The 22,041-nt window shown below is 43.2% G+C and carries 15 protein-coding genes; 8 read left to right on the top strand and 7 right to left on the bottom strand.

Annotated features, from left to right (window positions below; all coding sequences use genetic code 11):
- Positions 1-44: 44 nt before the first annotated feature.
- The 3 genes from QUB25_RS08595 (at position 45) to QUB25_RS08605 (ending at position 9,449) form a co-directional block, all read left to right on the top strand.
- The gene (locus QUB25_RS08595; RefSeq protein WP_333182759.1) at positions 45-6,854 is read left to right on the top strand and encodes a PAS domain S-box protein; all 6,810 of its coding nucleotides are present in this window, start codon (positions 45-47) and stop codon (positions 6,852-6,854) included.
- Positions 6,851-8,227, top strand: a complete 1,377-nt coding sequence (locus QUB25_RS08600; protein WP_333182761.1) for a response regulator — start codon at positions 6,851-6,853, stop codon at positions 8,225-8,227. Before QUB25_RS08595 ends, QUB25_RS08600 begins: the two co-directional genes overlap by 4 nt.
- Positions 8,228-8,450: 223 nt before the next feature.
- Complete coding sequence (locus tag QUB25_RS08605) at positions 8,451-9,449, top strand: poly(ethylene terephthalate) hydrolase family protein (protein ID WP_333182763.1); 999 nt, start codon at positions 8,451-8,453, stop codon at positions 9,447-9,449.
- A gap of 236 nt (positions 9,450-9,685) precedes the next feature.
- Here the strand turns inward: QUB25_RS08605 and QUB25_RS08610 are convergent, their stop codons facing one another.
- The 5 genes from QUB25_RS08610 to QUB25_RS08630 form a co-directional block, all read right to left on the bottom strand.
- The gene (locus tag QUB25_RS08610; RefSeq protein WP_333182764.1) at positions 9,686-10,189 is read right to left on the bottom strand and encodes a helix-turn-helix domain-containing protein; all 504 of its coding nucleotides are present in this window, start codon (positions 10,187-10,189) and stop codon (positions 9,686-9,688) included.
- Between the two features lie 24 nt (positions 10,190-10,213).
- Complete coding sequence (locus tag QUB25_RS08615; protein ID WP_333182765.1) at positions 10,214-12,310, bottom strand: SpoIIE family protein phosphatase; 2,097 nt, start codon at positions 12,308-12,310, stop codon at positions 10,214-10,216.
- A gap of 9 nt (positions 12,311-12,319) precedes the next feature.
- On the bottom strand, positions 12,320-13,231 hold the full coding sequence (locus QUB25_RS08620; protein ID WP_333182767.1) for an ABC transporter substrate-binding protein: 912 nt from the start codon (positions 13,229-13,231) through the stop codon (positions 12,320-12,322).
- A 65-nt stretch (positions 13,232-13,296) separates the two neighbouring features.
- Entirely contained in the window at positions 13,297-14,289 is a 993-nt protein-coding gene (locus QUB25_RS08625) for an ABC transporter substrate-binding protein (RefSeq protein WP_333182769.1), read from the bottom strand.
- Positions 14,290-14,324: 35 nt separating this feature from the next.
- On the bottom strand, positions 14,325-14,540 hold the full coding sequence (locus QUB25_RS08630) for a hypothetical protein (protein ID WP_333182771.1): 216 nt from the start codon (positions 14,538-14,540) through the stop codon (positions 14,325-14,327).
- Between the two features lie 265 nt (positions 14,541-14,805).
- On the opposite strand from QUB25_RS08630, the gene QUB25_RS08635 reads away from it, so the two are divergent.
- The 4 genes from QUB25_RS08635 to QUB25_RS08650 all read left to right on the top strand — a co-directional run bounded on the left by QUB25_RS08635 (position 14,806) and on the right by QUB25_RS08650 (position 19,305).
- On the top strand, positions 14,806-16,377 hold the full coding sequence (locus QUB25_RS08635; protein WP_333182772.1) for an NAD(P)H-quinone oxidoreductase subunit N: 1,572 nt from the start codon (positions 14,806-14,808) through the stop codon (positions 16,375-16,377).
- A gap of 153 nt (positions 16,378-16,530) precedes the next feature.
- Complete coding sequence (locus QUB25_RS08640) at positions 16,531-17,136, top strand: Uma2 family endonuclease (protein ID WP_333182774.1); 606 nt, start codon at positions 16,531-16,533, stop codon at positions 17,134-17,136.
- Between the two features lie 140 nt (positions 17,137-17,276).
- A complete protein-coding gene (locus QUB25_RS08645) occupies positions 17,277-18,896 on the top strand; it encodes a cyclic peptide export ABC transporter (RefSeq protein ID WP_333182775.1) in 1,620 nt (539 codons plus the stop codon).
- Positions 18,877-19,305 carry a GNAT family N-acetyltransferase gene (locus QUB25_RS08650; RefSeq protein WP_333182776.1) on the top strand — a complete coding sequence of 143 codons (429 nt, stop codon included), beginning with the start codon at positions 18,877-18,879 and terminating at the stop codon, positions 19,303-19,305. The genes QUB25_RS08645 and QUB25_RS08650 overlap by 20 nt, the downstream gene beginning before the upstream one ends.
- 2 nt (positions 19,306-19,307) lie before the next feature.
- Here QUB25_RS08650 and QUB25_RS08655 read toward each other — a convergent pair whose 3' ends face one another.
- Together QUB25_RS08655 and QUB25_RS08660 are read right to left on the bottom strand one after the other, a co-directional pair.
- Positions 19,308-19,667, bottom strand: a complete 360-nt coding sequence (locus QUB25_RS08655) for a Spx/MgsR family RNA polymerase-binding regulatory protein (RefSeq protein WP_333182778.1) — start codon at positions 19,665-19,667, stop codon at positions 19,308-19,310.
- Positions 19,668-19,738: 71 nt separating this feature from the next.
- Entirely contained in the window at positions 19,739-20,182 is a 444-nt protein-coding gene (locus QUB25_RS08660) for a DUF4332 domain-containing protein (protein ID WP_333182780.1), read from the bottom strand.
- A 394-nt stretch (positions 20,183-20,576) separates the two neighbouring features.
- Between QUB25_RS08660 and QUB25_RS08665 the strand changes: the two genes are divergently transcribed.
- The gene (locus QUB25_RS08665; RefSeq protein ID WP_333182782.1) at positions 20,577-21,965 is read left to right on the top strand and encodes an aminopeptidase P family protein; all 1,389 of its coding nucleotides are present in this window, start codon (positions 20,577-20,579) and stop codon (positions 21,963-21,965) included.
- Positions 21,966-22,041 lie beyond the last annotated feature (76 nt).

Genomic DNA, 22,041 nt, shown 5'->3' on the forward strand with positions numbered 1-22,041 from the left:
TAAACTAGAGATATAGTAACCCGCAATTTATTGAGAACTGGAAAATGGAGACAATTACTGACCTGCCAGGGTATCGCATAACAGAACAAGTCTATGCAGGATCTCGCACTTTAGTCTATCGCGGTGTTCGGGAGAGCGATCGTACTCCAGTCGTCATCAAACTGCTGCGAAACGAATACCCTAGCTTCAGCGAACTGGTGCAATTCCGCAACCAGTACACCATTGCCCAAAATCTCAACCTCCCCAGTATTGTTAAACCCCTCGATTTAGTACCTTACAAAAGCGCCTATGCTTTGATAATGGAGGACTTTGGAGGAGTCTCTCTGTCTACTTATATCCCGACCCCAACTGATAAAAACCAACCAGCTCAATCTAGATCTTTAGAAAACTTTCTCGACCTAGCCAGGGAACTAGCAGATATTCTTCACTCTTTGTACGAAAATAAAGTTATTCATAAAGATATCACACCGGCCAATATCCTAATCAACCCCGATAGCAAACAAATTAAGCTCATTGACTTTAGTATCTCTTCCCTGCTGCCGAAACAAACCCAAGAAATCCAGAATCCAAACATTATCGAAGGAACCTTAGCTTATCTCTCCCCAGAACAGACAGGAAGAATGAATCGAGGCATTGACTATCGGAGTGACTTTTATTCCCTGGGTGTGACCTTCTATGAATTGTTGACAACACAGTTACCCTTCGAGTCAGAGGACCCAATGGAGTTAGTGCATTGTCATCTCGCCAAACAGCCGATTCCGGTACATCAAATCAAGCCAGAAATTCCCATAGTTTTATCCCAAATTGTTAGTAAACTGATGGCAAAGAATGCGGAAAATCGCTATCAGAGTGCATTAGGACTGAAACACGATTTAGAAATTTGTCTGGCTCAATTACAAAACACGGGTAACATTGAGACATTTGCATTGGGGACGCGGGATATTACAGACCATTTCCTCATCCCCGAAAAACTCTACGGCAGAGAAACAGAAGTTGAAACCTTATTAGCAGCCTTTGAGCGAGTCAGCAGAGGCAGCACCGAAATGATGCTAGTATCCGGTTACTCTGGCATTGGAAAATCCGCCTTAGTACAAGAAGTTTATAAACCAATTACTAAAGCCAGAGGTTATTTTATTGCCGGAAAATTCGACCAATTTCAACGAAATATCCCTTACGCGGCCGTTGTCAAAGCCTTTCAATCATTAGTCAAGCAACTCTTAACAGAAAGCGAAAATCAACTCAATACCTGGAAACAAAAAATATTAGCTGCAGTTGGCGCTAATAGTCAAATCATTGTAGATGTCATTCCTGAAGTAGAATTAATCATTGGTAAACAGCATACCGTACAAGAATTAGGCGCTACAGAAGCACAAAACCGCTTTAATTTAGTATTTCAAAAATTCATCCGCGTGTTTTGTTCAGTTGACTATCCCTTAGTCATCTTTCTCGACGATTTACAATGGGCTGATGCCGCTACATTGAAATTGCTACAAGTAATGATACCAGATGAACAAACGAACTATCTGTTTCTAATTGGTGCTTATCGAGACAACGAAATTAACCCATCACATCCTTTAATGATGACTTTGGATGAGCTGCAAAATCAAGGTGCAAGAATCGAGCGAATTACTTTAGCTCCCTTACACCTTCACCAAATAAGTAACTTAATTACTGACACCGTGCGTAAAGACCAAAAATCAGCGCTCCCCCTAGCCGAGTTAGTCCTCAGTAAAACTCAAGGTAATCCTTTTTTTGTCAATCAGTTTCTCAAAACACTCTATCAAGAAAATCTGCTGCGATTCAATTTTCAAGAAAGAAACTGGGATTGGGATATTTCAGAAATTGAATCAGTAGGTATTACTGATAACGTCATTGAATTGATGCTTGGTAAATTGAAAAAGTTGCCAGAATCAACTCAGAAAGTTTTGCGCTTGGCTGCTTGCGTGGGTAATAGTTTTGACTTAAACACTCTTTCAATTATTAATGAGAAATCGTGGCTAGCCACGTTTCAAGAACTATTGCCAGCCATCCAAGAGGGATTAATCTTAACTACTTCTGAGTTAGGTGCTACCGAATCAGAAATAATTAACTCAGACTTGGTAATTACTACTTATAAATTTTTGCACGACCGCGTGCAGCAGTCAGGTTACGCTTTGATTGACTCAAAACTGCAAACAGCAATTCACCTACAAATTGGTCGCCTGTTACTGGCCAATATTTCTCCGGAGCGACGAGCAGAAAGAATTTTTGAAATTGCCGATCATTTAAATTTGGGTCGCAATTTAATCATTAACGATCGCGAGAAAACTGAACTAGCTATTTTAAATTTAACAGCCGCTCGCAAAGCCAAAGATGCAACGGCTTATGCTGCTGCCAGAGATTACTTAAAATTGGGTCGAGAAATTTTACCGGGCGATATTTGGCAAGACTCCTACGAACTAGCTTTTACCTTTCATAAAGAGCTGGCAGAAGCCGAATATTTAAACGGAAATTTTGAAGAATCAGAAACATTAATAGAACTGGCATTTGCCCGGGCAAAATCTGATATAGAAAAGGCAGAAATTTACAACATTTTGATCGTGCAGTACACTTTGCTGAGTAAATATGAAGCAGCAGTTCAATCTGGATTAAAAGCCCTTCACTTGCTAGGCATAGACTTGGCTGAAGATAATTTAAGCGAGGCGGTTAATGCGGAAATGGCGGCAGCTCAAGCTAACTTGGCAAACCAAGAAATTGCTTCCTTAATTAATGCAGAAAAGATGAAAGACCCGGCTCAACTAATGGCCATGCAATTATTGGGCAACATGGGGCCGCTAACGTTCTTTTCATCTCAAGAACTGTGGAAGTTGACTGTGATCAAAGCGATTAACCTTTCTCTCAAGTACGGTTTTGTTGCGGGAGGGTCTTATTGCTATTCATGTTATGGAATTATCCTGAATTCAATTTTAGGCGATTACCAATCGGCTTATGAGTTTGGCAGACTCGCTCTTACTCTGAGCGAAAATTCAAATAACTTGTCTCAAAACTGCCAAGATAGTGTGATATTTGCCAATTACTTAAACTGCTGGGTGAGACCGCTCAAAACTACGGCGGAAATTAATAATGAAGGTTATAAAGTTGGCTTGCAATCGGGCAATTTGCAATGGACGGGTTATAACCGGATGTTTCAAACTATTACCTATTTCTTCCAGGGCATGAATTTGAATAATCTCTTGGAAGATATTGCCAAGTCGCTCCATTTTTGCGAGCAAACTAAAAATTTATGGGCGATTGATATAATTCTTGCTAATAAGTCAGCAATTTTAAATTTGATGGGCGAAGAGGATGATGTTAGCGAAGAACAGCATTTAGAAAATTTCCACAGCCGTAAAAGTATGGCAGCGCTGTGCGAGTTTTATGTTTTAAAAGCGCAGAATTTATATCTTTACGGACTGTATAGTGAGGCGCTAGAAGCATCGGATCGCGCTGCTGAACTGCTCGATTATTTGATGGGTCATATTTCTAGTGCTCACCATCATTTTTACCGTTGTCTGATTTTAACGGCTCTGTATTCAGAGGTTTCTGAATCGGAGCGAAAAGATTATTGGGAGCAATTAGAAGCTAATCAGAAACAAATCAAAATTTGGGCGGATAACTGCTGGGAAAGTTTCGCACATAAATTCTGGCTGGTGGCGGCAGAAATGGCGAGAATTTCAGGTCGAGATTTAGAAGCGATGGATTTGTACGATCGCGCTTATTCTCAGGCTAGAGAGGGTGATTTTATTCAGAATGAAGCGCTGGCGGCGGAACTGGCTGCTAAGTTCTGGTTGGGGAAAAATAAAGAAGAATTTGCCCAAATCTACTTGACTAAAGCCCACTATGGCTACCAATATTGGGGTGCTAAACGTAAAGTTGAGAAGTTAGAGGAAAAGTATCCCCAATTAATCGCGAGAACTTCAGGGAAGACAACTACTCAAACAAAAGTTAACCGCACAACGACTGCGACTACTAGCAACAATTTGGGTGAGACGCTAGATTTAGCTACGGTGATGAAAGCTTCTCAAGCGATTTCGGGTGAAATAGTTTTGAGTAGGTTGCTGGAAAGATTGATGAAAATTGCGATCGAGAATGCGGGGGCGCAAAAAGGTTTTTTGATTTTAGAAAAAGCGGGACACTGGGCGCTAGAGGCGGAAGGTTCGGTGAACGAGGATGAAGTTAGCGTGCTGCAATCGCTTCCTCTCAATCCAACAACAGCTTCTGGGGGAACCCCTTTGCTGGCAAGTGCGATCGCCAATTATGTGATTCGTACTCAGGAAAATGTGGTGTTAAATAATGCCGCTCTCGAAGGACAATTTACTCGCGATCCTTATATTGCAGCCACTCAACCGAAATCTATTCTTTGTACTCCTCTGCTGCACCAAGGTAAGCTGACGGGCCTTCTTTATTTGGAAAATAACCTGATTGAGGGGGCTTTTACTACCGATCGCCTAGAATTGTTAAAACTGTTATCTGCCCAAATTGCTATTTCTATTGAGAATGCTCAACTTTACGAGCAATTAGGCGAATACTCGCGAACGCTGGAATGTAAGGTTATAGAAAGAACGCAAGAATTGCAACAGGAAATGGCTGTCAGAAGGCAGACAGAAAGAGCCTTGGGCAAGTCTGAAGAAAAGTTTTCTAAAGCCTTTCGTTCCAGTCCTAACCCGATCGCGATCGCCAGATTTGCAGATGGACGCTACATCGAAGTGAACGACAGTTTCCTCAGCACTTTTAGTTACTCTCGCGAACAGGTAATTGGTTTGACAGCAATTGAGTTGAATTTTTGGGTTAATTTAGAAGAATGTGACAGATACAAGCAGCTCTTGCAAGAATCAGGAGTGCTTCGGAATCAGGAATTTGATTTTTGTACTTCATCAGGCGAGGTGAGGAAGATGCTGGTATCAGCAGATATTATTGAGCTGGGTGGAGAAGCGTGTATTCTCTTAGTCATTAACGACATTACCGATCGTCAAAGGGTAGAAGAAGCGCTAAAAGAAAGCGAGGCTAAATACCGTGACTTAGTTGAAACATCGCAAGATATGATTTGGTCAGTTGATGTTGAAGGGCGTTATACCTTCGTCAACGCTGCCGTCCAACAGATTTTTGGCTACAGCCCTGAAGAAATGATAGGGCGAAAATTCAGTGAGTTTCAGATACCTGAACAACTTCCCAAAGATAACGAGATATTCCAACGTATGCTGAATGGAGAGTCCGTATTTCAGTATGAAACCATACAATTAGCTAAAGACAGCAGACCTATCAATCTCCGGTTTAATTCACTTGTAGTGCGGGATTCCGAGGGAAACATTCTAGGAATAACTGGCACAGCCAGCGATATTACGGAGGACAAAAAAGCAGAGGCAGCCTTACAACAAGCCAAAGAAGTTGCAGATGCGGCTAACAAGGCTAAAAGCGAATTTTTATCAAAAATGAGTCACGAATTGCGAACTCCCCTCAATGCAATTCTCGGCTTTACCCAAGTGCTGGGACGCGACCCATCCCTTTCTCACATACAGCAGGAACAGATCGCCATCATTAGTCGTTCTGGCGAGCATTTGCTGACGCTGATTAATGACGTTCTGGAAATGTCTAAAATCGAGGCAGGTCGGATTACATTAAATCCTACTAGCTTTGACCTGTATCATTTGCTCCATTCTCTCGAAGAAATGCTCAAACTCAAAGCTGATTCTAAAGATTTACAGCTCAGTTGGCACATCAATTCTAATATTCCTCAGTATGTAAAAACTGACGAAAGCAAATTGCGTCAAGTCTTAATTAATCTGCTAGGAAATGCGATCAAGTTTACTACGAAGGGAAGTGTCACACTTCGGGTTGCAGCAATTAGTGAGAAACAAAAGTCCCCAAAAGACAACGAACCACGGATTATTACGTTTGAAGTGGAAGACACGGGTCACGGTATTGCTCCTACTGATGTAGATTCTTTATTTGAGCCTTTTGTACAAACGGACGCTGGTCGGAAATCTCAAGAAGGAACTGGGTTGGGTTTACCCATCAGCCGACAATTCGTACAACTGATGGGAGGAGACATTACCGTCAGCAGTACCTTGAATCGAGGAACAATTTTTAGTTTTGATATCCAAATTAGCTCCCCTGAGATGGCTAAAGTTCAACCTCGACAATCAAGAAAGCGGGTAATTGGTTTAGAACCCAACCAAGCCTCATATCGCATCTTGGTGGTTGATGATAAATGGGAGAGCCGTTTGCTATTGGTTCATCTTCTCCAACCGCTTGGCTTGGAGGTGCGCGAAGCAGTAAATGGTCAAGAAGCTATTAGAATTTGGGAAACTTGGAAACCTCACCTAATTTGGATGGATATGCAAATGCCTGTGATAGACGGATATGAGGCCACCAGACAAATTAAAGCCAAGATTAAAGATGAGGCTACCCCGATTGTTGCGTTGACCGCTAGCGCTTTTGAGGAAGAACGAGCCATTGTTTTATCATCAGGCTGTGACGATTTTGTGAGCAAGCCTTTCCAAGAAGAAGTTATTTTTGCCAAAATGGCTGAACATTTAGGGGTACAGTATATTTATGAAGATTTACCGAACTTTACATTATCTCAGCTTGAGGGTCAAGACTTGAGTGTAAAAGAAGGGGAAAAAACTGAAATTTTAAGGACAACTTTGGCGACAATGCCTACGGAGTGGGTGATACAGTTACATCATGGAGCTATCGATGCAGATGCTGACCTGATTTTAAGTTTAGTCGCCACAATCCCTGAATCCAATACTTCTTCTGCGGAGATTATCACCGATTGGATTCATAATTTTAGATATGATAAAATTACTGACTTAACAGAAAAATTTATCCCATGAACACCCAGAAGTTAGAATCTTATGTTGACAATATTTTAGTGGTTGACGATACCCCAGACAACCTGCGTCTTTTATCCATTATGCTGAGCGACAAAGGATATAAAGTTCGGGGAGTAATAAACGGGGAAATGGCATTAAAAGCAGCGCGTTCAACCCCGCCAGATTTGATTTTGCTGGACATCACGATGCCCCAGATGAACGGCTACGAAGTGTGCCAACATTTAAAAGCGGATGGCAGAACTTCGGGTATTCCAGTGATTTTCTTGAGCGCCTTAAATCAAGTATTGGATAAAGTCACAGCATTTGCTGTTGGAGGAGTAGACTACATCACCAAGCCATTTGATTTAGAAGAAGTTTTAGCTCGTGTCGAAAATCAACTAACTATTCAGCGGTTGCAAAAAAAAATGCACGAGCAAAATGCGCGATTGCAGGATTCCGAGGCTAAAGAGCGGCAGAAATCCCAACAACTAGAGCTGGCTCTACAACAGTTACAAAATGCACAAGCTCAACTAATCCAAAGCGAGAAAATGTCAAGTTTAGGGAATGTCGTAGCAGGGGTAGCTCACGAAATTAACAACCCGATTAGCTTCATTAAAGGGAACCTCTCGCCCGTAAGGGAGTACACTGAAGATTTGCTGAGGCTGGTGCAACTCTACGCAGAAGATTTCCCCAATCCCACAGCAGCTATCCAGGAACAACTAGAGGCGATGGATCTCACTTTTCTCAGGAAGGACTTGCCCAAGTTAATTGCTTCTATGAGCATAGGAGCTGACCGAATCGAAGAAATAGTGCAATCGCTGCGGAATTTTTCCCGACTCGATGAAGCTGAGTTAAAAGCGGTGGATATCCATGAAGGACTTGAGAGTACGCTGATGATTTTGCAGCATAGGCTGAAAGATGAAGCAGCTCAAACGATAATTAAAGTGGTAAAAGAGTATGAGGCTTTGCCAAAGATAGAATGCTACGCGGGGCAAATGAATCAGGTTTTTATGAATGTTCTGACTAATGCGATTGAAGCGTTGCAATCCCCAATAGGTTGGGCAAATGATGTAGATGATAGCAGCCCAATTCCTACTATTACTATTTGCACGAAGTTACTCTCCGACTTTCAAGTGGGTATTTATATTACTGATAATGGGCGGGGCATAACCGAAGATATTCAACAACGCATATTTGAGCCATTTTTTACAACGAAGAAAGTGGGTACAGGAAAGGGTTTGGGGTTATCGATTAGCTATACTATTGTAGTGGACGACCACGGCGGGCAGCTCCGTTGTTTTTCGATACCGGATCACGGGGCGACATTAGCCATCGAAATTCCGATTCACCAATCTAAAAAAGGTTTTTATAAAGAAGATTGGGTCGGGTTATAAGCCACACTAAAATCCAAGTATTCAAAAATGGTGTAAAATCAGGAAGCGTGTTTATTTATGAGTCAGTTTATTGGCAATTTTTACACAATTTTCTATTAATCAGAAGTTGATACTTTTAGTCACAGAGGCCGAAACCTTTTTCGGCAAGGCTCCTTAAATTACTAACGATAGCCGACTTGGTTTTTTTTCACTAGGTTATGCACGCACTCTCAAACCCAAAATAATGATGAATTTCCACCCTCATTTTTTTTCAGCAAAAACCCTAGCAATTGTTTGTACAATTGCTGCGTTTGTTGTCCTTGCTAGCAAAGTCTTTGCCACAACAATCGATTATGCACCGCGATTTAAAGAAACCAGCTTTTACAGTACGATGATATCTGCTAATAACGATTTAGCTGACATTTATTATCCTAAACCATCGGATCTTAATTCGGGTAATTACTCTTTCCCCATTGTACTTTTATTGCAAGGTGCGCTGGTAGATAAATCATTTTATTCAGATTACGCTAGCCACGTGGCGCGGTACGGCTTTGTGGTAGTCGTTCCGAACCATTTGCGCCCTTCGCCCTTCAACCCCACTTTACCCCCTAATTTGGCGTCGGAAACTTCGCAAATTGCGGCGGTTTTGTCGCAAATGGCGATCGAAAAAACAAAGCCCACATCTCCGATTGCGTCTGTTATCGATACGCAGCGCCTTGGTTTATTGGGTCATTCTTTTGGGGGTGCAGTGGGGTTATCGGTGATTGCTAATAAATGCCTCCCAGAATTGTATTTGTGTCAAGAGCCATTTACGCGCCCGAAAGAACTATTAGCGGGTGCATTTTTTGGAGCTAACTTGCGGAATCCCATTGCTAATGAATTTGTACCCATCGCTAATGATGGCATTGCAGTGGCGTTGATTCAAGGCGATATCGATGGTGTCGCCCTGCCCGATCGATCTCAAAGCACCTTTGACCAAATTCAAACACCACCCAAAGCTTTGATTACTGTTATGGGTGCAAATCACTTCGCCATTACCGATGTTAATAACCCCGCTGGTGCGAATCCCGATCGCAATTCTGCTACCTTAGAGCGAGCCGTGGGTATTGAAACGATCGCCCGTTGGAGCGCGCTATTTTTGCGGGCAAATATGCTTAAAGATCGATCGGCATTTGATTATATTTACTCTCAAGGTGACGCCCTCGATCCAAATGTCCGTGTTACCACCGTCGCAGTTCCCTAACCATCTTCTAAGTAGTTCCACCTCTAAAAACGTCAGATAGATTAAAGCTAATATAGCAATACTAAATCAGTCGTAATTTTTTTCCCCACCCCAACTCTCCCCTTATCAAGGGGAGGGAGTAAGAAATTTACCAATGATTTAGGATTGCTATAGCTATATAATAAACTTTGAAATCCCCTTTGACTTGACCTATAAAATTAGTTCATAAGCTGTTATCTTGTTCCTTTCAATCCTGTTTAATCAAGTTTTTTGATTTTTTTAAACTCAATGGCTGCCTCCTGAGCTTTTTCGTTACTCACAGGCTTTGGTTCCTTTAAGTTGGCTTTCATGCGATAGTGTACTTGCTTGTGTAATGTTTGATATTTGACTGAGACTTGATAGTTCTCTTCTACCCATTGACCAATTTCTTTATAAGTCTTAAAATCACAGGACTCTTCACTTAATTTTTCTGAGATTCCGGCTATTACCGCTGAAGGAATTACTCTTGGTCTACCAGTTGCTTGCCGTATTTCTAACATTTCTGACAGACCGCCAGCAATATATTGTTTTAACCATCTATGTACAGTAATTCTATGTACACCTAAACGTTCAGCTACATCTGTAAGGCTTTGACTAGCTCCAGTTTTTAACCAATAAAGTGCCTGAATTTTTTGTTTATTAGGTAGAGTTCGCTGCTCTGACAGAATTATTTTTAACTCGTCTGCTGTTAAATCAATTCTTTCTTGGTAGTTTACTTTCATAAAGTATTACTCAAACTTTGTTCTTCATTGTAGCATTTCTTCTGGGGAAATGATTTTATTAACTAAATTTCCCTTTTCAGTAACGTCAGCCTGCCGCTTAAAGACGAGCAACGTAATATCATCAAACACTTTCTGCTTACCGATATGTTGCCGCACATCTAGAATCACCGCATCCTTAACTCCTGCTGCAGACTTGTGCCAATTTTGACTAATTACTTGACACAATTGCTTCAGTCCATACTGCTTTTTGCCGATGTTATAGGCTTCTGGAATGCCATCAGTATAAAGCACCACGCCATCTCCAGGTTTTAGCTCAATCAGGACGTGACTGATGAAGTCTGCGATATCATCATCTAAAGCGATCGGGAAACCTAAATCCATCGTGTCGATGCGCTCAACCTCTCCATTGTTTCGCACCACTAGCGTTTCTTCATGCTGACCGCTGATGCTAATGAGTCCTTCGGAGTAGCTCAAAATCGCCAGCGTCAGACTTTTCTCAGAATTCATGCGCTGTACGTTTTTGTAGAGGGTACGGTTGAGTACATCCAGGAATCGAACGGGGTCTAGTTCACGAATCTCTTGCAGGGTGCGAACTGAGGTTTGCGCCATCAGCATCAGAATGCCGCTTTCGAGGCCGTGTCCGGTGACATCACCGATCGCCAGTGTGACAACACCATCGATCTGTAGCACGTCGTAGTAGTCACCTCCTACTTCATCAGCGGGTTCCATGTATCCGGCGATATCTAGTCCGTCAATTTCCAGTTCATCAGGGTTAGGCAAAATCATTTGCTGGATCTGACGCGCCACATTTAATTCTGCACCTAAGCGGAGGTTGTCTACTTTGAGTTTTTCGTTGAGGCTAATGATTTCCTGATTAGCATTAGCGAGTTCTGCTGTCCGTTCTTTAACTTTGTCTTCGAGGGTTTCAAAGGATTCTTGGATTTGCCTCGCCATGCTGTTGAAGGATCGTGCCAGCAGACCGATTTCGTCTCGCGATCGCATCTTCACACGCATATCTAAGTTACCCGCCGTAAACTGGGCAACCGCTTGGGTGAGGTAAATCACAGGCTTTGTTAATAGTTGTGCGATCGCCAAAGCGATGATAGTTACAATTGTGGTGATGATTGCTAATAAAAGAAGTGCATCACGTATTTGTTTTTCTACAGGTGCTAGGGCAACGGCAATGGGCTGTGCGAAAAGAACTGACCAAGGTTTATATTTCAGCCGGGCGATCGCTAAGAGGCTCAACTCATTATTACCCGTAGCTGCCAATCGTGTGGTTAGATAAGGCTGTTTAGTGTCTAATGCTTGCTTGAGGTCAGGCAAATTGATTGCAAGTTCTTTCGTTAGAGTCTTAGGCAAACGCCCTTCGCGTTGCAGTTTCGCTACAACATTGGGCGGCAAAGGCACAATCGATTTGAAAAGGAGTTCAGGTGTAGTGCTATGTGCCAGATGGATATAGTGTTCATCTAAAAGAACTGCTAACGATTTCGCCCCTGCGTGTTCAGTTTCCCGAGTCACCAACTGCTGGACAGATGTGGCATTGTATGTCACCCGCAATACACCCAATATATTTCCCTTCGCATCGCGAACAGGACTGCTAAAGAAGAGCGTCACGAGGTTGGGAATTGTCGGCGATTGCCTAATACTAGAAACAAAAGATAGTTGAGTTTTGAGCGGTTCTTGGAAGTAATCTTGACCGGATTCATCTCGTCCAACATCCGGTGTATTCGTATCGAGTACATTCCGTCCCTCTAAGTTGAGCAAAGCATAGGAGATAATATTAAGCATATCTTTGCGACTGAGCCGGGTTAAGGTTTCAGTCGCTAACATCTCTTGGGGACTACCATTTCGCCGTTCTGGAGGTAGGCCCAGATAGGCAGACAAACCTGGTAAAATCGCTTCTACGCGCACGGCATTGAGATTTGCATCGATAAACCCGTCTATTCTGTTAGCGGTTTCGTTAGCCGCCGCAGATAGGGCTTGTCGTGCGTTGTCGGTCAATGCCTTTTGAGTTGTCTGCTTGTTGATAAATGCTAACAACAGCAACGGAATTAGAGCAACGAGGAGAAACGACACGATTAACTTTGTACGAATGCTGTTGAAAAACGAGCGCTTCATGGTTTCAGGCTAGGAGGGGGGGGTTAAGAAAGAAGAATTGAACAAGGTTTCTAGATTAGGAAGGCGCGTCACATTGCCAGCGCGAATAAAAAAGTCCGCATATTTATTGGCGGTTTTGTAGATATAATTAGGGCTGTCTGATTGAAAGAACTTTTGATTTTCTGCAAGGTCACTGAGGTCTATTCCCTCGAAAGAAATTGTCTTGATGGGAATATTCAACGCTTTGCTAACGAGCTCGTTTCCTTCGGGAATATTTGCTTCCCAATAGGACAAGCCTTGAAGCCAGCCTCGCACAAAGGCGCGAATATCTTCGGGGCGATCGCGTATCGCCTCACCCCGAAACGCGACCAAATCCAAAATTAAGCCTGGGGTTTGCTTGCTTGTAAACAGGATATGCGCCCCTAATTTTAATGATTCAGAAAGATGCGGTTCCCAAGTGTGCCCTGCTTGGATAGCATTGTTTTGTAAGCGATTGGGAACTTCTAAACCATCAACTTTAACCAAGCTAACATCATCGCTCGTCAGCTTATAGATTTTCAACATCTCACTAACGAAGACTTCGCTAAAGCCACCTAGATTTGCACCAAGCTTTTTTCCTTTCAAGTTAGGGACTGTTTTAATGTCGGATTGGGCGACTACCACATCTGCACCTGTGGATTCATCCACAACCATCACAGCTTGCATATCAGGATATGTGGCACTCAAGATCATAAAATCGCCCAAGGTCAATCCAATTCCATCATACTTCCCTGCACTGAAATCCGCTTGTTGCAATTGTAAGTAGTCTACATAGCTGAGTTCCACGTCTACCCCTTGCGCTTTGAAGAATCCTTTCTCTTGAGCAATGAGGCCCGGTCTATGGCCAACAAAAGAGATCAAACTTACTTTCAGGGGAGGACGTTTTACTTTTAGAGATTCCACAGAATGACAAGCAAACAGCAGCCCGCAGGTAATAATAATAAAGATGCTGTTGAAAAAGGAGCGCTTCATGGTTTCAGACTAGGAGGGGGGGTTAAAAAAGAAGAATTGAACAAGGTTTCTAGATTGGGAAGGCGCGTCACATTGCCAGCGCGAATAAAAAAGTCCGCATATTTCTGGGCAGTTTTGTAGATATAATTAGGGCTGTCTGATTGAAAGAACTTTTGATTTTCTGCAAGGTCAGTGAGGTCTATTCCCTCGAAAGAGCTTGTCTTGATTGGCATATTCAACGCTTTGCTGACGATCGCGTTTCCTTCGGGAATATTTGCTTCCCAATAGGACAAGCCTTGAAGCCAGCCTCGCACAAAGGCGCGAATATCTTCGGGGCGATCGCGTATCGCCTCACCCCGAAACGCGACCAAATCCAAAATTAAGCCTGGGGTTTGTTTGCTTGTAAACAGGATATGCGCCCCTAATTTTAATGCTTCAGAAAGATGCGGTTCCCAAGTGTGCCCGGCTTGGATAGCATTGTTTTGTAAGCGATTGGGAACTTCTAAAGGCTCGACTTTAACCAGGCTAACATCATCGCTCGTCAGTTTAGAGGCTTTCAACATCTCAGTAACGAAAACCTCGCTAAAGCTGCCTAGATTTGCACCGAGCTTTTTTCCTTTCAAATTAGGGATTGTTTTAATGTCGGATTGGGCGACTACCACGTCTGCACCTGTCGATTCATCCAACACCATCACAGCTTGCATATCAGGATTTGTGGCACTCAAGCTCACCAAATCGCCCAAGGTCAATCCGATCCCATCATACTTCCCTGCACTGAAATCCGCGTCTTGCAATTGTGAGTAGTCTACATAGCTGAGTTCCACGTCTACCCCTTGCGCTTTGAAGAATCCTTTGTCTTGAGCAATGATTAGAGGTGTATAGCCAACAAAAGGAACACAAGATACTTTTAGGGGAGGAGGTTTTACTTTTAGAGGTTCCGGAAAATGACAAGCAAACAGTAGGCAGCCGGTAATAATAAAGATACAGATGAAATTGAGTAGTTTAGACATACTATCTAAAGCATTCCTGGTGTAGAAAAGGCGATTTATATTTTCTTGAGTCCGATCGACCTAAGTGCATCGTCCGCAATCGCCGCTAAACCTGTTCCGGTGGCGATATGTAGAACTTGCTGGCCCGATCGCACTTTTGCCAATTCTACTAACCGAGTTGCAGCCTGTTTGTGAAATTCCTTCTCGTAGTCGGGGCGGTTGTTGAAGTCATTGAGAATCTGTTGTTTGTAGGCACTTAGCGAGTCAGTCATGCCGAATTACTGGTTTAACTTTCTACATTGTGGCAGTTATGGTCCATCGCGACTCTCGTCGCAGGTGACATCAGTCGGCAATCTCTACAATGCCCGCAAATGTATGCAAAACCGCTACTGAGTATCAACTCTCCGGCAACAAACACCCGCCCAACTGGGATCGCGAAGCTGTAATCCGCTACAATCTGTGTTTGGTAAAGAATTTTTACAAGTTCACAGCCCTTTACAGCCTTTGCGGCTTGTACTACCCAACCTGCCTGAAAATATGGATTTTGCTACTCTTGCTGCCCAGCTAAATGCTGGAACTATCTTGCCAGAGGGAATTGTCATCATCACCCTCTTGGTGGTTCTCGTCGGCGATTTAATCGTAGGCCGCAGTTCCTCGGGTTGGACTCCCTACGTTGCCGTTGCGGGTTTGTTGGCCGCCGTCGCTGCCTTGTGTTTGCAGTGGGATAACACGGATACCATCTCGTTTCTGGGCGGTTTTAACAGCGATGCCTTGAGTTTAGTGTTTCGCGGAATTATCGCTTTGAGTACGGCTGTCACTATTTTGATATCCGTCCGCTATGTACTGCAAACGGGTACTGCTTTAGCGGAATTTATCGGCATTTTGCTGACCGCTACTTTGGGGGGAATGTTCCTCAGCGGCGCTGATGAATTGGTGATGATTTTTATTTCGTTGGAAACTCTGAGTATCTCGTCTTATTTGCTGACGGGTTACACAAAACGCGACCCGCGTTCCAATGAAGCTGCTTTGAAATATTTGTTAATTGGGTCGTCTTCTTCGGCGGTGTTTCTCTACGGGCTTTCGCTGTTGTACGGGTTGTCTGGCGGCGAAACTAAGCTGAGTACGATCGCGGCTAACCTTTCTACTGTGGATGAAGGTCAATCTCTCGGTTTGGTAATTGCTTTGGTTTTTGCGATCGCCGGAATCGCCTTCAAAATCTCTGCGGTTCCCTTCCACCAATGGACTCCTGACGTTTACGAAGGTTCTCCTACACCGGTTGTTGCCTTCCTTTCTGTCGGTTCCAAAGCAGCCGGTTTTGCCCTAGCAATCCGCTTGTTAACAAGTGCTTTCCCCGCTCTTACCGAACAGTGGCACTTCGTATTCACGGCCTTAGCCATTCTCAGCATGGTGTTGGGAAATGTGGTTGCCCTCGCCCAGACTAGCATGAAGCGGCTTTTGGCTTATTCGTCGATCGCCCAAGCCGGTTTTGTAATGCTGGGTTTAATTGCAGGAACAGAAGCCGGTTACTCCAGCATGATATTTTATCTGTTGGTTTACCTGTTTATGAACTTGGGTGCTTTCGCCTGCATCATCCTGTTCTCGCTGCGGACTGGAACCGACCAAATTAGCGAATACTCGGGTTTGTACCAAAAAGACCCGCTGTTAACTTTAGCCTTAAGTATTTGCCTGCTTTCTCTTGGTGGAATTCCGCCCCTGGCTGGATTTTTCGGCAAAATCTATCTGTTCTGGGCCGGCTGGCAAGCAGGACTTTACGGCTTAGTTATTCTGGGATTAATTACCAGCGTAGTTTCGATTTACTACTACATCCGCGTTGTCAAGATGATGGTAGTAAAAGAACCTCAAGAAATGTCAGACGCGGTAAAAAATTATCCCGAAGTTCGTTGGAACCTTCAGGGAATGCGGCCTTTGCAAGTCAGCGTTGTACTCACCTTGGTTGCGACAACATTGGCGGGAATTTTGTCGAACCCTTTGTTTAATTTGGCTAATGATGCTATTACCAAAACTCCCATCTTGCAGTCGGCTTTGAGTCATGTGCAACCTGTTGCGGGTGCGAAAAATGAATCGAATTTGGTGTCTCGCCGGGATTAATTTTGGCTGGCTTTGAAATAGTGGAAAACGCCTGACTCTTTGAAGTTGGGCGTTTCTTTTTTGTTGTGATATACTTTTAATTATGATTTTTAACCGCAGATGTAGGCAGATTAACGCAGATAAACGCAGATAAAAGTTAGTACAGAGGCAATAATGTTAGTACAAAGTAAGGAAAAGTTTTATACTCCAGATGAGTACCGGGAGTTAGAGGAAACTGCTGAGTTTAGAAATGAATACCGGGATGGAGAAATTGTAAAAATGACGGGTGGTAGTATCAATCACAGCCAGATAATCGGTAATATTTATGCGTTCTTAAAATCTGCTTTGCGGGGAAAGAATGCCCGACCATTTATGAGCGATTTGCGGTTGTGGATTCCTCGGTATCGACGCGGGACTTATCCAGATGTGATGGTAGTTGAAGGAGAATTAGTTTGCACAGAGGGACGGAAAGATGAAATACTCAATCCTTCGCTGATTGTGGAAGTGCTTTCTAAGTCTACCAAGGATTTCGATCGGGAGGATAAGTTTCGGTTTTATCGATCGATCCCTGAATTCCGTGAATATGTGTTAGTCAATCAATCTGAGTTTTTAGTAGCACAATATATTAAAACCGAATCAAATGAATGGTTGTTTCGGGAATATGAGGGGGAATCAGCAATAGTTTCCTTCGCTTCAGTGGAAGTGCAAATGTCGATGCTCGATATTTATGAGCTGGTTGTATTTGAAACCCAGGAAACGGAAGTACAAGAAGAAAATTAATGCTATTGGGGGATGCGGATATTAAGAGACTCGACTGCTGAATCAAATTTATTCAGTAGTAATCGAGATTGTTACCAAGAAGTCGGAGATTTGGTTGGTTGGCACCAGAGTTTCAAAATTTCAATTAAGAGTAAAATTAGATGAATGTAATTTGGTTACTGTTAAAGGCTTCTTGGTTAAATGTTTCCATCGCCATACTCACAGGCTTAATCAGCGGCGGTTGCAGCGCTATGTTAATTTCCCTAATTAATCGGGCAATCAGCGACAATTCCAATGGTAATTTAGTCTGGTATTTTGCGGGATTAGCAATCTTGGCTCTTTTGAGTGGCTTTGTATCCCAATTTTTGTTAATTTATCTCTCTCAAGAAGCGGTTTATAATTTACGTCTGAGTTTGAGTCGCGGGATTTTGTCTACTCCTTTGCGGAATTTGGAAGAGTTGGGCGCTAACCGCTTGCTTGCAACTCTGACTGATGATGTGGGAACGCTTTCTAATACTATATTTTTGATTCCTTTTCTTTGTGTTGATATCGCCGTTGTTGTCGGCTGCTTAACTTACTTAAGCACGATTTCGGGGACGGTTTTTGTTGTTGTATTTGGTTTTTTGGTGCTGATGATTGGCACGGTGCAGTTGTTGCTCAGCAAAATGAGGAAATTCTTCGACTTAGCCAGAGAAGAACAAGATATATTATTTAAGCATTTTCGCAGTATTACTGATGGAATTAAGGAACTTAAACTGCATTCCTTGCGCCGCCAAGAGTTTTTTACGGAACAATTGCAGGTGAGTGCTGATGCTTCCCGCCATTATAACGTGACTGCTTTGAATACTGGCGCAGTTGCGATTGGAGTCGGTCAGTTGCTGTTTTTTATGCTGATGGGTTTGCTGCTGTTTGCTTTGCCGAAATTTGTGCCAGTTTCTACACCTGTTTTGTCAGCTTATATTCTGACAAGTACCTATTTGATGTCTCCATTTCAGAATATTTTGCAAAGGTTGCCGGCAATTTTTCGTGCTAATACTTCGGTGGAGAAGATAGAGAGAATGGGATTGGCTTTGGCGAGTCAAGCTGAGATAAATTCAACGATTAAACCGTTTCCAACTGCTGAGTGGGAGACGCTGGAGTTAAATCGAGTAATTCACAGCTATCCGGGAGAAAAAGAAGACAGCAATTTTATTTTGGGCGAGCTTAATTTGAAGTTTCATCCGGGTCAATTAGTGTTTATAATTGGCGGTAACGGCAGCGGTAAGTCAACTCTCGCTAAGCTAATCACTGGTTTGTACATTCCTGAATCGGGAAAAATTATCTTAGATGGCCAGCCAATTACTGAGGAAAATCGAGAGTGGTACAGGCAGAATTTTTCTGCGATTTTCTCGGATTTCTATCTGTTTGAAAGGCTTTTGGGGATGACTAATCACGATTTGGACAAGCAGGCGGCTGAATATTTGCGAGAGTTTCATTTGGAAAATAAAGTTCAGGTGAAAGACGGAGTTTTGTCAACTACGGCTTTGTCTCAGGGACAGCGAAAGCGGCTGGCTTTGCTGACTGCGTATTTGGAAGATAGACCGATTTATTTGTTTGATGAATGGGCTTCGGATCAAGACCCGTTTTTCCGCGATATTTTTTACAAGCAGTTGCTACCGGAGTTGAAGCGGCGGGGGAAAACGGTGTTTGTGATTAGTCACGATGACCGCTATTTTGATTTAGCAGATCGCGCAATTAAACTAGATTACGGTAAAGTAGAGTATGACAGATCAAATGGATAAGTACCGAATTGTCGAAACTTTGACCGAAAGCCAGGTTTCCGACTTGATGGATTTGTACAAAAACGAGTTTTGGAGCGACAAGCGGACGCGGGAAGATGTTGTGAAAATGCTGGCGGCAACTGATGTTATCATTTGTTTTGTCGATGAGAGCGATCGACTAATTGGCATTACCCGCGTCATTACCGATTTCGTATACAGAGCCATGATTTTTGATGTGATTATCAAGCCGAGCCACAGAAAGATGGGAATGGGTGCGAAGTTGATGGATGCAGTTTTAACTCATCCCAAACTGCAAGCTGTCGAGCATTTTTATCTTAATTGTTTGCCGAACATGATGCCGTTTTACGAGCGTTGGGGTTTCTCGGATGATGTGGGCGAACTAAAGTTTTTGCGGCGCACAACAGGCTAAACTCAGCCCTTTAAAAGCCCCAATTTTTCTCGAATTACGTCTTCTTTGAAACCTACTAAAACAGCGGTTCCATCTTTAACGAAAAGAGGACGCTTGAGCAGCATCGCATCCTTAGCAAAAGCATCTACCCACTCTTCGCTAGTCCAATTTTTCTTGTCATCGTCCAAAGCGCGGTAAGATTGACCGGAAGTATTTCGCATGGGTTGAAAACCCAAAGCAGCTACCCAGCTTTGAATTTTTTCGCGAGTCGGCGGCTGTTCTTTGGTGTTAATGAACTCGTAATTAACATCGCTATCTTTGAGCCACTGGAAAGCTTTTTTGCAGGTTCCGCAGTTCGGGATTCCGTAAACTTGAATTGACATAATAATGATGGTTGACTGTTGACTGTTTACTGTTTACTGTTTGCTAATAACAACTAACAACTGACAACTGACTAATGACTACTGACTAATCTAGCTTGTTGAACCCATTTTTGCACGCGATCGACTGAAGGAGTCAAGTCATTGCGCTGCATTGTTGCTACGTGCAGCCTTAAAACTTGTTGGTGCAATCTCTCCACGGGCATTTGAGCCAATTGAGCCGGAGAAGCAACGCCGGCGTGAAGTAACAGCCCGCAATACTGACACCCTACACTTGGAATTCGAGCCAAATTTGCCATCGCTACCCATTTATTAACATATTGAATGTTAATCTGTAATTGATTGGCTAGCAATACTTTCGCCGCTGGCGTTTTCGTCATGCGAATTAGTTGCCCGGTTGTGGTGATGCTGCACTCTTCTAGTTGAGATTGGTTTTCCTTGCTCAATCCCGGTAAGTGTGCGATCGGCCAATCGCGTACTTCCACAGAAGTTTGAGGAGCTTTATGAGAAACTTTCATGTTTTTTCAGTTAATTTTACTTATACTTTAAAGTCTAAAAGATCAAACCGTCAATATAGGCGATCGCTCATGTCACCCAATCAACAAAAACCAGACTAAGGAATTTGACTGATTGCGGGTGTTGTGACCTTTCTGCTAATTGCCTGCAAAGTAGCACTTTCAGCCTGTTTTTTTTGCCTGTGGATCAGGCTTACGGCTTAACCCAATCATCCCCGCGATGACGACAAAGACTATAAAAAATACAGCCTATAAATGCTAGCACAAAAGAAGTTCCTGATGATAATTTTAGCCAAAATGGCTGCCATTGGCAGTCAGAATTTTAGTGCTTTAATGCTGAGAATGCAAAAACTTGTGGCTGACTGCAAACCCAACTCAAAATTATAGGTTTTTACCCATGAAAATTACACAAGGTGATGATTTGTTAACTACTACTCTACACCAACGGCGGCAAAAACTGGCTCGTTTAATTAGTTTTCCGGTAATTTTATGGTCGGGGCGCAGCGTTCCTCGCAATTATCCGGCACTTACTTATTCCTTTCGTGCCAGCAGTCACTTTCTATATTTTGCTGGTTTGCCCTTAGAAAATGCTGCCATTCGCTTAGAATCGGGGAAATTAGAATTGTTCTTAGATGACGCACCTGCTAGCAGCACTCTTTGGCACGGAGAAATGCCGAAAAGAGCAGAAATTGCCGAACTAATTGGGGCTGATGGTGCTTTCCCAATGGCCGAATTGAAAGCCCGATCGATCAATGCAGCAACGATCGCCGTTCAGGATTCTTGGACTCAGTTGCAACAGTCTCAAATTCTCGATCGCCCTCTGGCACCGCCCAACTCGCCAACCGGAATCGACCTAGAATTAACTCAGGCGATCGTATCTCTGCGCCTGAGCCACGATGCAGCCAGTTTGGCTGAATTGCGTCAAGCTGCGACTGTTACTGTAGAAGCTCACAAAGCGGGAATGGCGGCAACTCGAAATGCTCAAATTGAAGCAGGGGTGCGCGCTGCAATGGAAAGTGTCATCATCTCCAAAAATATGACCTATGCCTATCCTAGTATCGTGACGGTGCATGGAGAAGTGCTGCACAGCGAACATTATCACAATTCCCTACAAACCGGAGATTTGTTGTTAGCAGATGTCGGTGCGGAAACATCAACGGGATGGGCGGCTGATGTGACGCGCACTTGGCCAGTTTCTGGCAAGTTTTCTCCGACTCAAAGAGCGATTTATGATGTAGTTTTAGCAGCGCACGATGCTTGTATTGATTACATTAGTCCGGGCGTGGAATATCAAGACATTCATCTATTAGCTGCTCGAATTATGGCGGAAGGATTGGTTGATTTAGGTATTTTGCGGGGCAATGTTGAAGATTTGGTAGAAATGGATGCTCACGCGCTATTTTTTGTCCACGGAATCGGACATTTAATCGGTTTGGATGTTCACGATATGGAAGATTTAGGAGATTTAGCTGGCTATCAAGAAGGAAGAACGAGAAGCAGTCGGTTTGGGTTGGGATTTTTGCGCTTGAATCGAGTTTTGCGTCCCGGAATGCTGGTATCGATCGAACCGGGATTTTATCAAGTGCCGGCCATCTTAAATAACCCAGAAAACCGCGCCAAATATGAAGATTTTGTTAAGTGGGAGGAGTTGGAAAAATTTGCCGATGTGCGGGGGATACGCATAGAAGATGATATACTTGTCATTGATGAGGGTAGAGAAGTATTGACAGGGAAATTGCCCACAAAAGCTCCGGAGATTGAGGAGTTAGTTGCGGTAAATACGTAAGTAGAGCCTAGCTCGATCGCACATACGCAGTTCCATCAGGGGTGAAAAAAAATAAATAAAGATGAAAAAAGGTTGG

It is taken from the genome of Microcoleus sp. B3-D7 (assembly GCF_036705305.1).
Lineage (GTDB): Bacteria > Cyanobacteriota > Cyanobacteriia > Cyanobacteriales > Microcoleaceae > Microcoleus.

Coding starts and splice junctions, on each gene's coding strand:
- QUB25_RS08625 (WP_333182769.1), bottom strand. CDS start 14,289: ATGTCTAAACTACTCAATTTCATCTGTATCTTTATTATTACCGGCTGC.
- QUB25_RS08600 (WP_333182761.1), top strand. CDS start 6,851: ATGAACACCCAGAAGTTAGAATCTTATGTTGACAATATTTTAGTGGTT.
- QUB25_RS08615 (WP_333182765.1), bottom strand. CDS start 12,310: ATGAAGCGCTCGTTTTTCAACAGCATTCGTACAAAGTTAATCGTGTCG.
- QUB25_RS08650 (WP_333182776.1), top strand. CDS start 18,877: ATGACAGATCAAATGGATAAGTACCGAATTGTCGAAACTTTGACCGAA.
- QUB25_RS08665 (WP_333182782.1), top strand. CDS start 20,577: ATGAAAATTACACAAGGTGATGATTTGTTAACTACTACTCTACACCAA.
- QUB25_RS08630 (WP_333182771.1), bottom strand. CDS start 14,540: ATGACTGACTCGCTAAGTGCCTACAAACAACAGATTCTCAATGACTTC.
- QUB25_RS08595 (WP_333182759.1), top strand. CDS start 45: ATGGAGACAATTACTGACCTGCCAGGGTATCGCATAACAGAACAAGTC.
- QUB25_RS08605 (WP_333182763.1), top strand. CDS start 8,451: ATGATGAATTTCCACCCTCATTTTTTTTCAGCAAAAACCCTAGCAATT.
- QUB25_RS08635 (WP_333182772.1), top strand. CDS start 14,806: ATGGATTTTGCTACTCTTGCTGCCCAGCTAAATGCTGGAACTATCTTG.
- QUB25_RS08660 (WP_333182780.1), bottom strand. CDS start 20,182: ATGAAAGTTTCTCATAAAGCTCCTCAAACTTCTGTGGAAGTACGCGAT.
- QUB25_RS08610 (WP_333182764.1), bottom strand. CDS start 10,189: ATGAAAGTAAACTACCAAGAAAGAATTGATTTAACAGCAGACGAGTTA.
- QUB25_RS08645 (WP_333182775.1), top strand. CDS start 17,277: ATGAATGTAATTTGGTTACTGTTAAAGGCTTCTTGGTTAAATGTTTCC.
- QUB25_RS08655 (WP_333182778.1), bottom strand. CDS start 19,667: ATGTCAATTCAAGTTTACGGAATCCCGAACTGCGGAACCTGCAAAAAA.
- QUB25_RS08640 (WP_333182774.1), top strand. CDS start 16,531: ATGTTAGTACAAAGTAAGGAAAAGTTTTATACTCCAGATGAGTACCGG.